The organism is Lentzea sp. NPDC051838 (genome assembly GCF_040681245.1).
Taxonomy (GTDB): Bacteria; Actinomycetota; Actinomycetes; order Mycobacteriales; family Pseudonocardiaceae; genus Lentzea.
On sequence record NZ_JBFAYI010000039.1, the window covers coordinates 21,190 to 34,899 of the forward strand.

Genomic DNA, 13,710 nt, shown 5'->3' on the forward strand with positions numbered 1-13,710 from the left:
CGCTTTTGTGGACTTGAGGTCCACAAAAGCGCCGTTCATGGTTTTCAGTCCTCTACCCACTCGAAGGTCTTCGTCACTGCCTTCTTCCAGTTCGCGTACTCGGAAGTGCGGCGGGACTCGTCCATCTGCGGCTCCCACTTCTTGTCCTCGGCCCAGTTCTCCCGGATGTCGTCCTCCGACTTCCAGAAGCCGACCGCGAGACCGGCCGCGTAGGCGGCACCGAGCGCGGTCGTCTCCGCGACGACCGGCCGGATCACCGGCACGCCGAGGATGTCCGCCTGGAACTGCATCAGCAGCTCGTTCACGACCATGCCGCCGTCGACCTTCAACGCCGTCAGGTCGACGCCGGAGTCGGCGTTCATCGCGTCGAGCACCTCACGCGTCTGGAAAGCCGTCGCCTCCAGCACGGCCCGCGCGAGGTGGCCCTTGTTGACGAACCTCGTGAGACCCACGATCGCGCCACGGGCGTCGGAACGCCAGTACGGCGCGAACAGGCCGGAGAACGCGGGCACGAAGTACGCGCCGCCGTTGTCCTCCACCGACCGCGCGTGCTCCTCGATCTCGGCCGCGGAGCCGATCATGCCGAGGTTGTCGCGCAGCCACTGCACCAGCGAACCGGTGACCGCGATCGAGCCCTCCAGGGCGTAGATCGCCGGTGCGTCGCCGATCTTGTAGCAGACGGTGGTGAGCAACCCGTTCTCGCTCATCACCTTCTCGGTGCCGGTGTTGAGCAGCATGAAGTTGCCGGTGCCGTAGGTGTTCTTGGCTTCACCGGGCGAGAGGCAGGCCTGGCCGAACGTCGCCGCCTGCTGGTCTCCGAGGATGCCCGCGATCGGCACCCCGGCCAGCGCACCCCGTTCGCGCACCTGGCCGTAGACCTCGGACGAGGACCGGATCTCCGGCAGCATCGACATCGGAATGCCCATGTCGGAAGCGATCGACGAGTCCCACGCGAGCGTGTCGAGGTCCATCAGCATGGTGCGCGAGGCGTTCGTCGGGTCGGTGACGTGCACGCCACCGTCGATCCCGCCCGTCATGTTCCACAGCACCCACGTGTCCATGTTGCCGAACAACAGATCGCCGGCTTCCGCGCGTTCACGGGCGCCGGAGACGTTGTCGAGAATCCAGCGGATCTTGGGGCCGGAGAAGTAGGTCGCCAGCGGCAGGCCGACCTTGGCTCGATAACGCTCCTGCCCGCCGCCGAGGTTGCCCAGCTCGGCGACGATCTTGTCCGTGCGAGTGTCCTGCCAGACGATGGCGTTGTAGACGGGCTCGCCGGTGTTCTTGTCCCACACCACAGCGGTTTCGCGCTGGTTGGTGATGCCGACGGCGGCGATGTCCGAAGTGGACAGATCGGCCTTGGCGAGCGCGCCCGCGGCGACCTGGCGGGTGTTCTGCCAGACCTCCATCGGGTCGTGCTCGACCCAGCCCGCCTTCGGGAAGATCTGCTCGTGCTCCTTCTGGTCGACCGACACCACTCGACCCGAGTGGTCGAAGATCATGCAACGGGTCGACGTGGTGCCCTGGTCGATCGCGGCCACGTACTGGGTCATGCTGGAAGTCCTTTCAGACCGGGAGAACCAGGTAGAGCAACGCGGCGAGCGCGCCACCCACGAGCGGGCCGACAACCGGGATCCACGAGTAGTTCCAGTTGGCGTTGCCCTTGTTGTGAATCGGCATCAGGAACGCGTAGGCGATGCGCGGACCGAGGTCGCGCGCCGGGTTGATGGCGTAACCGGTAGGGCCACCGAGCGACGTACCGATCACCAAGACCACGAACGCGACACCCGCGTAGCCGAGCGCCGAGTTGCCGAACTGCGGGACCCCGTCGCCCGCCACCTTCACGCCAGGCGACAGCAGGATCCACGCGACGAGCACGAACGTGCCGATGATCTCGGACACGAGGTTCCACACCGTGTTCGGCACGGTCGGTCCGGTCGAGAAGATGCCGAGCGTGTTCTGCGGTTCGTCGTGCGTGTCGAACTGCATCTTGTACGTCGCCCAGCAGAGCATCGCGCCGATGATCGCGCCGACCATCTGTCCGAGGATGTAGACGGGAACGTCACCCCACGGCGTCTTGTCGGCGATCGCGAGTCCCAGCGTCACCGCCGGGTTGAGGTGAGCCCCGCTCGGGTTGGCGATGCTGGCGCCGGTGAAGACCGCGAAGGCCCAGCCGACGTTGACGAACAGGAATCCGGTGCTGTTGCCGAGGGTGTTCTTGAGCACCTGGTTCGCGACGACACCGGTGCCCAGGAGGATGAGGACCGCGGTCCCCAGCATCTCCCACACGAAGATCGAGCCTGCACTCATCGTCGACCCTCCTCTGTCTGCGGCCAGGAGGGAGCGCAAACCCGGAGGTCAGGCCGCGCCGCCCGCCCACAACGTGCTCGGACGCTATTACCGTGCTGATCAGTTGTCTACGCCAACTACCTGTGGTCGGGCCATTTTTAGGCCGAAGGGTTCTGGCTCTCGCGCCCGTGGGCGAACGCCCGTTGCCCCAGGTAACGTGAGCCGCGAGTCGTCACCAGGGAGGCGTCTGTCGTGGCCACGCGCAAGAACGCAGCTGCAGCACCGCAAACCCCCGCCGCCCCGCCGATCACCGGCAGGCTGGGTCCCGCCGAGCGCGAGGAGTCGTGGCAGCGGCTGGGGGCCGAGACGTTCGACCTCGTCGTGATCGGCGGTGGTGTCGTCGGCGTCGGCGCGGCACTGGACGCGGCCACGCGCGGCCTGCGGGTGGCACTCGTCGAGGCCCGTGACCTGGCTTCCGGCACGTCGAGCCGGTCGTCCAAGCTCTTCCACGGCGGTCTGCGATACCTGGAGCAGCTCGAGTTCGGTCTGGTCCGCGAGGCACTGCGCGAGCGCGAGCTGATGCTGACGCGCATCGCACCGCACCTGGTGAAGCCGGTGAGCTTCCTGTACCCGCTGGCGAACCGGCTGTGGGAGCGTCCGTACACGGCGGCCGGCCTGTTCCTCTACGACACGATGGGCGGCGCCCGGTCCGTGCCGGGGCAGAAACATCTCACCCGAGCGGGTGCCCTCCGACTGGTTCCGGCGTTGAAGCGCGATGCGTTGATCGGCGGCATCCGTTACTACGACGCACAAGCCGATGACGCACGGCACACGATGATGGTCGGCCGCACCGCCGCGCACTACGGCGCCGTCGTGCGCACTTCGACTCAGGTGGTCGGGTTCCTGCGCGAGGCCGACCGGGTCTCGGGCGTGCGAGTGCGCGACGTCGAGGACGGCCGTGAGGTCGACGTCCGGGCGCACGCGGTGATCAACGCGACCGGTGTGTGGACGGACGAGCTGCAGCGGCTTTCCGGATCCCGCGGGCGGTTCCGCGTGCGGGCGTCGAAGGGCGTGCACATCGTCGTTCCGCGCGACCGGATCGTGGCCGAGTCCGGGATGATCCTGCGCACCGAGAAGTCCGTGCTGTTCGTGATCCCGTGGCGCAACCACTGGATCGTCGGCACCACCGACACCGACTGGAACCTCGACCTCGCGCACCCGGCGGCGACCAAGCACGACATCGACTACATCCTCGAACACGTCAACTCCGTGCTCGCGACTCCGTTGACGCACGACGACATCGAGGGCGTCTACGCGGGGCTAAGGCCTTTGCTGGCAGGCGAATCCGATTCGACGTCGAAGCTTTCCCGCGAGCACGCGGTGGCTCGGGTCGCGCCAGGACTCGTCGCGATCGCCGGCGGCAAGTACACGACGTACCGGGTGATGGGCGCGGACGCCGTCGACGCGGCGCACGTCGACCTGCCCGGCCGGATCCAACCGTCCATCACGGACAAGGTGCCGCTGGTCGGTGCCGACGGCTACCACGCGCTGGTGAACCAGGCGGACCAGCTGGCGGCCAAGCACGGACTGCACCCGTATCGAGTGCGGCACCTGCTGGACCGCTACGGCTCGTTGGTGCACGAGGTGTTGTCGCTGGCGGCGGACAACCCGGAGCTGCTCAAGCCGATCCCCGCCTCGCCGGACTACCTCCAGGTCGAGGCGGTGTACGCGGCGTCGCACGAGGGCGCGATGCACCTGGAGGACATCCTGACGCGGCGCACGCGCATCTCCATCGAGTACGCGCACCGCGGCGTCGAGTCGTCGGAGGCGGTGGCGCGGCTGGTCGCGCCCGTGCTGGGTTGGGACGAGGACGCGATCAAACGCGAGGTCGAGGTCTACAACGCGCGCGTCGAGGCCGAGCGCGACTCGCAGACCAAGCCGGACGACCAGGCGGCGGACGCTGTTCGTGCTGCCGCACCGGAAGCTCGTGCGCAACTGATCGAGCCTGTGAGCTAGATGTGATCGACCTCCGGCATCCTTGGTGGCATGTCTGGGGTTGATCGTCGAACGTTCCTGAAAGCCGGTGCGGTCGCGGGCGCCGCGACCGCGGGAGGCGCTGTGTCCGCTTCCGCTGCCACCGCTGTGTTCGAGCACGGTGTCGCGTCAGGCGACCCGGTGCCGGACGGGGTTCTGCTGTGGACCCGTGTCGTGACGTCGTCGGAGGTGCGCTGGGAGGTCGCGCACGACGAGTCGTTCTCGCGGATCGTGGCGCGCGGGCACACGCGGACCGGCGCGCACCGCGACCACACCGTGAAGGTCGAGGTCTGCGGACTCCGGCCGAGCACCCGTTACTACTACCGATTCCGCGTCGGCGACGTCGTCTCGCCCGTGGGACGCACCAAGACCGCGCCGTCCGGGGACATCTCGGGCGTGAAGTTCGGCGTGGTGTCGTGCGCGAACTGGATGGCGGGCCACTTCGTCCCGTACGGCTACCTGGCCGACCGCGACGACCTGGACGCCGTCATCCACCTCGGCGACTACATCTACCCGCACTACGACCCGAAGGTCCGCGACGCGCAGCCGCAGCACGAGATCATCACGCTGGCGGACTACCGGACGCGGCACGCGATGTACAAGACCGACCCGCACCTGCAGCGCCTGCACTCGCTTCATCCGTTCATCGCGACGTGGGACGACAACGAGTCCGCCGACAACTCGTCGGCCGTCGGCGCGTTGGGCCACGACCCGGCGACCGAAGGACCGTGGGCCGTGCGTCTGGCCGCCGCGACCCAGGCCTACTTCGAGTGGATGCCCATCCGCGAGGGCCTGATGTTCCGCCGCCTGCAGTACGGCTCGCTGCTCGACATCACGATGCTGGACCTGCGTTCGCACCGCACGCCCGAGACGATCCTGGGTGCCCGGCAGCGCGACTGGCTGATCAAGGGCATCTGCGACGGCACCGCGCGGTGGCGGCTGATCGGCACCTCGGTGATGTTCAGCCCGCTCGCGATTCCACCCGCGCCCGGCTTCCCGTCGGTCAACACCGATCAGTGGGACGGCTTCCCGACCGACCGGGAGATCGTCGTGCGCGCCTTGGACCGGGCGGGGATGAAGAACGCGGTCTTCCTCACCGGCGACATCCACTCGTCGTGGGCCGTAGATGTGCCGGACGGTTCCGCGTTGAAGTCCGTGGCCACCGAGTTCATCACCACGTCGGTCACGTCCGACAACTTCGACGAGTTCCTGAAGGTGCCGCCGCGCACCGGATCGCTGGTGCTGGAAGCCGCGATCATGGCCAAGAACCCGCACGTGCGGTTCGTGGAGCTGGACTCGCACGGCGTCTCGACGCTCGAGGTGACGCCCGACGAGGTCCGGATGGACTGGTTCTACACGTCGGACCGGACCGATCCTCAGGCCACGATCCGCAAGGCCCACTCGTGGCGCACCCGCCACAACACGGCTCGAGTAGAACCCGTCCTGTTCTAACGATGAAGGGCGCATTCATCCACCTCACGTGGATGAATGCGCCCTTCATCGAGGAAACCTAGGCCAGGGCGGCCAGGGCCGTGTGGACCATTACGCGGACGCCTACCAGGAGGGCGCGCTCGTCCAGGTCGAACGTCGGCTGGTGCAGGTCGCGCTGCTTCTCCTGGCCGTTCCACACGCCGAGGCGCGCGAACGAGCCGGGCACGTGCTCCAGGTACCAGCCGAAGTCCTCGCCACCGGACGACTGCTCGGTGCCGGCCAGCGCGTCGTCGCCCAGCGCGGCCTCGATGCCCGCGCGCAGGATCTGCGTGGACTCCCGCTCGTTCACCACGGGCGGGACCCCGCGGCGGTGGTGCAGGTCGAAGCCGACGCCGGTGGGGGCCAGGAGCCCGGTCACCAGGTCCTTCACGAGCGGTTCGAGCTCGGCCCAGATGTCGCGGTCGCCCGTGCGCAGCGTGCCGCGCAGCAGACCGTCCTGCGGGACGGCGTTGGGCGCCTCGCCCGCGTGGACCGCGCCCCACACCAGGACGGTGCCGGAACGCGGGTCTACGCGGCGGGAGAGCATCGTCGGCAGGCCGGTGATGACCGTGCCGAGGGCGTGCACCAGGTCCGCGGTGAGGTGCGGGCGCGAGGTGTGGCCGCCCGGCGAGTTCAGCCGCAGCTCCAGCAGGTCGGAGGCCGACGTGATGGCGCCGATGCGGGTGCCGATGCGGCCGACCTGCAGGCGCGGGTCGCAGTGCAGACCGAAAATTCGCTCCACGCCGTCGAGGCCGCCCGCGGCCAGCACGTCCAGCGCGCCGCCCGGCATGACCTCCTCGGCCGGCTGGAACACCAGACGGACGCGGCCGGGCAGCTCGGTGGCCGACGCGAGTGCGAGAGCCGTGCCGAGCAGCACCGTCGTGTGGGCGTCGTGACCGCACGCGTGCGACACACCGTCCACAGTGGACGCGAACGGCTGGCCGGTGTTCTCCTGCAACGGCAACGCGTCCATGTCCGCGCGGAGAGCCACGCAGCGAGGGCCGTTGCCGATGTCGCAGATCAGGCCGGTGCCGCCGGGCAGCACGCGGGGCTTTAGGCCCACCTCGCGCAGCAGCTTCGCCACGAGCTCGGTGGTGTTGTACTCGGCCCGGGACAGCTCCGGGTTGACGTGGATGTGGCGGCGCCAGGCGACGACGTCGGAGGCGTGCGCCTTCAGCCAGTCGTCGAGCCAGGCGGGGCCGCGGCCCTCTCCCAGATCATCCACAGGAGACATGCTCACCCCAGTGGGGTCGACGAGCATCTCGGTGGAGTTCTTCACGGAGGAAGAGCCGGAGGGTCGTGAGTCCAGAACCGTCATGCCGCACCTCCGCGGGCCAGCAGCCGTGCGCGCTGCTGGGAATCGGTGGCTGTCGCGATCGTCGTCCAGGCCATGGCAAGTGCTCCATCGAGCAACGCACGGTCGGCCGACGCCGAGGCACAGGCGGTCGCGAACTCTAGTTGGTGGTTCACCGCGTCTCCGCAGTCAATGGCAATGGTCGGGTGGATGGCGGGCAACACTCTGGTGACGTTGCCCATGTCGGTGCTCCCGATCTTCTCTCGCTGTTCCTGCTCGGGCGAGAGCGGTCGTCGTCCCAGCTCAGTGGCCTCGCGCCGGTAGGCGTCAGCCAGCCACGAGTCGGGAGTCAGCTCGGCGTAGATCGGTGAGACCTGCTCGACCTCATGGGTGCAGCCGGTCGCGAGCGCGCCGGCGTGGAAACAGTCCCGGATGCGTTTCTCCAGGCGCTGCAACGATTCCAAGTTCTCCGCCCTCACATCGAACATCGCCGACGCGCGGGCGGGTATTACGTTCGGCACGGTGCCGCCGTGGGTGACGATGCCCGAAACCATTTGGCCTGGTTCGAGATGCTGCCGCAAGAGGCCAATGGCCACCTGCGCGATCGTGACCGCGTCGCCCGCGTTGACACCGCGATGCGGCGCCGCGGCGGCGTGCGACGGCTTGCCCGTGTAGTGCACCTTGAGATCGGTGATGGCCAGCGACTTCGCGGCGCACGACTCGTACGGCGCGGGGTGCACCATCATCGAGAACGAGACGTCGTCGAACACGCCCCGTTCGAGCATGAGCACCTTGCCGCCGCCGACCTCTTCGGCCGGAGTGCCGATCACCTTCACGGTGACACCCAGGCGGTCGGCGACGTCACGCAGAGCGAGTGCCGCGCCGACGGAAGCCGCGGCGATGACGTTGTGCCCGCACGCGTGCCCGACCTCGGGCAGCGCGTCGTACTCGGCACAAAGCCCCAGCACCAGCTCGCCGTCGCCGTACGTCGCGACGAACGCGGTGTCGAGGCCGGCCACGCCTCGGTCGATCTTGAAACCCTCGCGGGCCAGCAGGGAGGTGATCTTCTCGACGCTGCGGTGCTCCTGAAACGCCAGCTCAGGCTGGGCGTGAATGGAGTGGGACAGGTCCAGCAGCGCGTCGGAGTACCGCTCGACGGTCGAGCGTGTGCTGATCTTCAAGTCGGTACCCATTTGCCACCATCCTGCATCACCGCCCGTGAGACGCAGCACGCTGATGATGATCAACCGGCTGGCCGGTCGCAGCGCTGCGCCAAGCGGCGAGCGAGTTTCGGTCTGACCGATCAACGATGACGCAAATGGTCGAGAGACACGCTTAATTTTGACTATTACGTCCCACCATGTGGAACGGAACGTCTCAACGCGAACGACCGCCGGGCTAGCCCTTCTTGGCCGCCCGTGCCTTGCGCCACGCCGCCCACCGACGCTTGTTGCGGTAGTAGACCAGTGCGAACAAGCCCACGGCGATGGCGCCGATCCACAGCTTGCGCTTGGTCTCCTGACGTACTTCAGGCGCGGGTTCCTGCGGCGCGTTCACGGCCGGACCAGGATTCACTGTCGTCTGCTGTGCGGCCACCACGGGCGCGTTCGCCGCCTCTTGCGCGGACGCCACACCGGCGATCCCGACGACGCTCATCAGCGCGAACACGCAGGCCAGCAGCAACCTCGACATGGCCTGAACTCTACCTCGAATACCACGATCGATGGTCACCCAAACTAGTTACGCGCCTACCGAGAGTCCGATTGGAACGCCTTCAAAATCTGCTCGGCGGCCAGCGTCGCGGTGAGCTCTCCCGACCGGACCTTCTCCTCCAGAGAGGGGGCCAACGCGCGCACGGCGGCACTCTCGCGCACCTGCCGCCACAGTTCGTCGTGGACCATCATCCAAGTCCACTCGACCTGCTGGCGTCGTCGTCGTTCGTCCAGCTCACCAGCGTCCCTCAAGGTGGACCGGTGTTCCAGCACTCGGGACCACAGCTCGTCCAGCCCGACGCCGGTGAGTCCGGAACACGTCAGCACCGGCGGGTGCCACAAGGCGTCCGGGGAGCGCAGGAGTTTCAACGCTCCGGCGAGCTCTCGTGCGGCCTTGCGGGCGTCCAGCTCGTGCTCGCCGTCGGCCTTGTTGACCGCGATGACGTCCGCGAGCTCCAGGATGCCCTTCTTGATGCCCTGCAGCTGGTCTCCGGTGCGCGCGAGGGTAAGGAACAGCGAGCAGTCCGTCATGTTCGCGACGGCGACCTCCGACTGCCCCACGCCGACCGTCTCGACCAGCACGACGTCGAACCCGGCAGCCTCGACCAGCACGATCGTCTCGCGCGTGGCCTGCGCGACGCCGCCGAGCGTGCCGGACGTCGGCGAGGGCCTGATGAAGGCGTTCTCGTCGACGGAAAGCCTGGCCATGCGCGTCTTGTCGCCCAGAATGCTGCCGCCGGTGCGGGTGGACGACGGGTCGACGGCGAGCACCGCCACCCGATGGCCCTTCTCGGTGAGCATGGTGCCGAGCGCGTCGATGAACGTCGACTTGCCCACGCCGGGAACACCGGTGATACCGACCCTGATCGCGTTGCCCGACTTGGGCAGCAGCTCGATCAGCAGCTCCTGCGCTTTCGCGCGGTGGTCCTTGCGCTTCGACTCGACCAAGGTGATCGCCCTGGCCAAGGTTCCGCGCTTGCCTTCGAGGACTCCTCTGGTGAGCTCGTCGACGTCGATCACCCTAGCCATGGTGGCCGAGCTGGTCCGCGAGTTTCACCAGCAGATCCTTGGCGGCATCCGCGATCACGGTGCCGGGCGGGAAGATCGCCGACGCACCCGCCGCGTACAGCTCGTCGAAGTCCTGCGGCGGGATCACGCCACCGACGACGATCATGATGTCCGCGCGGTCGAGCTTGCTCAGCTCTTCCTTCAGGGCAGGCACCAGCGTGAGGTGGCCGGCCGCCAGCGAGGAGACGCCGACGATGTGCACGTCGGCCTCCACGGCCTGGCGCGCGACCTCGTCCGGCGTCTGGAACAGCGGGCCGACGTCGACGTCGAAGCCGAGGTCCGCGAACGCCGTCGCGATCACCTTCTGGCCGCGGTCGTGCCCGTCCTGCCCCATCTTGGCGACCAGGATGCGCGGGCGGCGGCCCTCTTCCTCCGCGAACGCCTCGACGACCTCGCGGCAGGCGTCCACGTTGGACACTTGGCCGACCTCCTGCCGGTACACGCCGGAAATGGTGCGGATCTGCGCCGAGTGCCGCCCCCACACCTTGCCGAGCGACTCGGAGATCTCGCCGACGGTCGCCTTGGCCCGTGCGGCGTTGATCGCCAACTCCAGCAGGTTGCCGTGGCCCGTGGCGGCGTTCGTCAGCGCTTCGAGCGCACCGTCCACAGCGGACTGGTCGCGTTCTTCCTTGAGGCGGCGCAGTTTTTCGAGCTGCTGGGCGCGCACTCCCGCGTTGTCGACCTTGAGGACCTCGATCTGCTCGTCGTTGGTCACCAGGTACTTGTTGACGCCGATGACGGGCTGCCGTCCGGAGTCGATGCGCGCCTGCGTCCGTGCCGCGGCCTCTTCGATCCGCAGCTTTGGGATGCCCTCGTCGATCGCACGGGCCATGCCGCCGGCCTTCTCGACCTCGGTGATGTGCTCCCAGGCCTTGCGCGCGAGCTCGTTCGTGAGCCGCTCGACGTACGCGCTGCCGCCCCACGGGTCGATCACGCGCGTGGTGCCGGACTCCTGCTGGAGCAGCAGCTGCGTGTTGCGGGCGATGCGCGCGGAGAAGTCCGTCGGCAGTGCGAGCGCCTCGTCGAGTGCGTTGGTGTGCAACGACTGCGTGTGGCCCTGCGTGGCCGCCATCGCCTCGACGCACGTACGCGCGACGTTGTTGAACACGTCCTGCGCGGTGAGGCTCCAGCCACTGGTCTGGCAGTGGGTGCGGAGGCTCAGGGACTTCGCGGACTTCGGCTCGAACGTCTGCACGAGCTTGGCCCAGAGCAGGCGCGCGGCCCGCATCTTGGCGATCTCCATGAAGAAGTTCATGCCGATCGCCCAGAAGAAGCTCAGGCGTGGTGCGAACGCGTCCACGTCCAGCCCGGCTTCCCTGCCCGCGCGGATGTACTCGACGCCGTCCGCCAGCGTGTACGCCAGCTCCAGGTCGGCCGTCGCCCCTGCCTCCTGCATGTGGTAGCCGGAGATCGAGATGGAGTTGAACTTCGGCATGTGCGAGCTCGTGAAGCTGAAGATGTCGGAGATGATCCGCATCGACGGCTGCGGCGGGTAGATGTAGGTGTTGCGGACCATGAACTCCTTGAGGATGTCGTTCTGGATCGTCCCCATGAGCTGCTCCGGCTTCACCCCCTGCTCCTCCGCCGCCACGACGAACAGGGCCAGGACCGGCAGCACCGCGCCGTTCATCGTCATCGACACGGACATCTTGTCCAGCGGGATGCCGTCGAACAGCGTGCGCATGTCGTAGATCGAGTCGATGGCCACACCCGCCATGCCGACGTCACCGGCGACGCGCGGGTGATCCGAGTCGTACCCGCGGTGCGTGGCGAGGTCGAAGGCGACACTCAGACCCTTCTGGCCCGCCGCGAGGTTGCGGCGGTAGAAGGCGTTCGACTCCTCGGCCGTCGAGAAACCCGCGTACTGGCGGACGGTCCACGGCTGGTTGACGTACATCGTCGGGTACGGGCCGCGGAGGAACGGCGCCACGCCGGGATAGGTCTGCAGGAAGTCGAGTCCTGTCAGGTCTTCCTGGCCGTAGACGGGTTTGACCGCGATGCCCTCCGGCGTCTCCCAGGCGGGCAGGTCGGTCTCGTACTTCGCCGACGGGAGGGGGCCGAGGTCGATGTCCGCGAAGCTGGGGATCATCGCTCCACTCCCAGGAAGTCGAAGGTGCTGTTGAGGATTTCCAGTGCCGGGCAGCCCATGAAGACGAAGCCGTCGACGTTCGCGTCGGTCTTCTTGCCTGCCAGGAGTACCCGTTCCGCGCCGGCTTCGCGCAGGGCCTGTTCGGTTTGTGCTGCCTGGTCGGCGTAGCTGGAGTCGCTGCCGCAGATGACCGCGATTCGCGCTCCGGAGGCCTTGAACTGGGTCGCCACTTCTTCGGCGGTCCTGGTCGGGCCCGCGGTCGGGGTGGCGAAACCGCCGGCGTTGAAGAGGTTGGCGGCGAAGGTGGCGCGCGCGGTGTGGGCGGCTACCGGGCCGAGGGTGGCGAGGAAGACCTGGGGGCGGGTCTCTTGGGCGTCGGCGAGGTCGCGCAGCTCTTCGAAGGCCTGGGCGTAGCGAACTCGCGGCAGCCCGAAACTGTCAGACCCGCTTGAGACACTTGGGATGGGGGGTGCGTCCCCCCAGGGGGCCTGCGAATCCGTATCGATTCCGGAGACGCGGACCACGGGCTTCTCGGCCAGGTTCGGGAACTCGCTGACGCCGGTGATCGGGTCGCTCCTGTCCGCGAGCCGAGCCGAGCGCGCCGCCCAGGTCTCAGCGATCCGCGAAGCGACGAGGCCCCGCGCGGCAGCGAAGCCGCCCGCCCGTTCGATCTCCTGGAACCAGGCCCAAGCGGACACCGCCAGCGAGTCGGTCAGCGACTCCACGTACCAGGAGCCGGCCGCCGGGTCGATCACCTCGCCGAGGTGCGACTCCTCCAGCAGCAGGTTCTGCGTGTTGCGCGCGATCCGCCGCGCGAACTCGTCCGGCAGCCCGATCGCCGCGTCGAACGGCTGCACCGTCACCGAGTCGGCGCCACCGAGACCGGCGGCCAACGTCGCCACCGTGGTGCGCAGCATGTTCACCCACGGGTCGCGGCGGGTCATCATCGCCGACGACGTCACCGCGTGCTGCACCTGCGGCACGTCCACGCCGGACACCTCGGCCACGCGCGCCCACAGCCGTCGAGCGGCACGGAGCTTCGCGATGGTCGCGAACTGGTCGGCCGAAGCGGCGTAGCGGAACTCCAGCTGCGCGAACGCCTCCGCGACACTCAGCCCGGCACCGGTCAAAGCCCTCAAGTAGGAAACCGCCAGGGCCAAGGACGCGCCGAGCTCTTCGGAGTCCGAACCACCCGCGTCGTGGAACGGCAGCGCGTCCACCACGACGGTCCGCAGCGACGGGAACTCCGAGCGAGCCTGCTTGATCACGTCCAGAGCAGGGCCGAAAGGCGTCAAAGCCAGGTTGCCGCGCACCTCGTCGGCCAGCACCGGCGCCTGGTCGTAGATCCGCAGCATCGCGAGAGCGGCCTCGGGGGAACCGTCCAGCACGATCGGCGCGAGGTCGAGGTAGACGCCGTCCAGCAGCCGTTCCAAGGAAGAGGCCGGCACCGCGAGCCACAGCGACGTGACGCCGCCCTCCAGGTCGTTCATCAGAGCGACCGGATCGGGCACGGCGTGGCGCTGACGGACGTCCCAGCCCTGCTTGACGGGCGCCAGCGCGTAGGGAGGCAGCGCGTCGTCGAGCGTGTAGAGCGGCTGGAGCGAGATGCCGTCGTAAGTCTTCGTGACCAGCGACTCGAACGAAGCGCCGGTCTTGCTGAGGACGGCGTCGACCATCGCGCGCCACTGTTCCCGCGACGCTGCGGGGAACTCGTTCGGGCGGAATTCGGCGGGCAAGGCCAACTCCATCATGCG

Annotated in this window: 10 protein-coding genes; 2 read left to right on the forward strand and 8 right to left on the reverse strand. The window is 68.2% G+C overall.

Translation table 11 applies throughout. The annotated features are described in order from the left end of the window. Nucleotides 1-44 precede the first annotated feature (44 nt). Nucleotides 45-1,553: a glycerol kinase GlpK gene (glpK, locus tag AB0M24_RS42710; RefSeq protein WP_363779974.1), complete on the reverse strand. Its 1,509-nt coding sequence runs from the start codon at nucleotides 1,551-1,553 to the stop codon at nucleotides 45-47. Nucleotides 1,554-1,566: 13 nt separating this feature from the next. Then, nucleotides 1,567-2,310, reverse strand: a complete 744-nt coding sequence (locus AB0M24_RS42715) for an MIP/aquaporin family protein (RefSeq protein ID WP_363779976.1) — start codon at nucleotides 2,308-2,310, stop codon at nucleotides 1,567-1,569. A gap of 285 nt (nucleotides 2,311-2,595) precedes the next feature. On the opposite strand from AB0M24_RS42715, the gene AB0M24_RS42720 reads away from it, so the two are divergent. Together AB0M24_RS42720 and AB0M24_RS42725 are read left to right on the forward strand one after the other, a co-directional pair. Continuing rightward, nucleotides 2,596-4,305, forward strand: coding sequence for a glycerol-3-phosphate dehydrogenase/oxidase (locus tag AB0M24_RS42720; RefSeq protein ID WP_363780072.1), 1,710 nt, complete (start codon nucleotides 2,596-2,598; stop codon nucleotides 4,303-4,305). Nucleotides 4,306-4,335: 30 nt separating this feature from the next. Then, complete coding sequence (locus AB0M24_RS42725) at nucleotides 4,336-5,775, forward strand: alkaline phosphatase D family protein (RefSeq protein WP_363779978.1); 1,440 nt, start codon at nucleotides 4,336-4,338, stop codon at nucleotides 5,773-5,775. A 58-nt stretch (nucleotides 5,776-5,833) separates the two neighbouring features. On the opposite strand, the gene AB0M24_RS42730 is transcribed toward AB0M24_RS42725, so the two are convergent. From AB0M24_RS42730 to AB0M24_RS42755, 6 genes are all read right to left on the reverse strand, one after another. Beyond that, a complete protein-coding gene (locus tag AB0M24_RS42730) occupies nucleotides 5,834-7,111 on the reverse strand; it encodes a M20 family metallopeptidase (protein ID WP_363779980.1) in 1,278 nt (425 codons plus the stop codon). After that, on the reverse strand, nucleotides 7,108-8,280 hold the full coding sequence (locus AB0M24_RS42735; RefSeq protein ID WP_363779982.1) for a M20 family metallopeptidase: 1,173 nt from the start codon (nucleotides 8,278-8,280) through the stop codon (nucleotides 7,108-7,110). The genes AB0M24_RS42730 and AB0M24_RS42735 overlap by 4 nt, the downstream gene beginning before the upstream one ends. A 205-nt stretch (nucleotides 8,281-8,485) precedes the next feature. After that, on the reverse strand, nucleotides 8,486-8,779 hold the full coding sequence (locus AB0M24_RS42740) for a hypothetical protein (protein WP_363779984.1): 294 nt from the start codon (nucleotides 8,777-8,779) through the stop codon (nucleotides 8,486-8,488). Nucleotides 8,780-8,835: 56 nt separating this feature from the next. After that, nucleotides 8,836-9,828, reverse strand: a complete 993-nt coding sequence (gene meaB, locus AB0M24_RS42745; RefSeq protein ID WP_363779986.1) for a methylmalonyl Co-A mutase-associated GTPase MeaB — start codon at nucleotides 9,826-9,828, stop codon at nucleotides 8,836-8,838. Continuing rightward, complete coding sequence (gene scpA, locus AB0M24_RS42750; RefSeq protein WP_363779988.1) at nucleotides 9,821-11,956, reverse strand: methylmalonyl-CoA mutase; 2,136 nt, start codon at nucleotides 11,954-11,956, stop codon at nucleotides 9,821-9,823. The genes meaB and scpA overlap by 8 nt, the downstream gene beginning before the upstream one ends. After that, complete coding sequence (locus AB0M24_RS42755; RefSeq protein WP_363779990.1) at nucleotides 11,953-13,707, reverse strand: methylmalonyl-CoA mutase family protein; 1,755 nt, start codon at nucleotides 13,705-13,707, stop codon at nucleotides 11,953-11,955. The genes scpA and AB0M24_RS42755 overlap by 4 nt, the downstream gene beginning before the upstream one ends. Nucleotides 13,708-13,710: the final 3 nt, after the last annotated feature.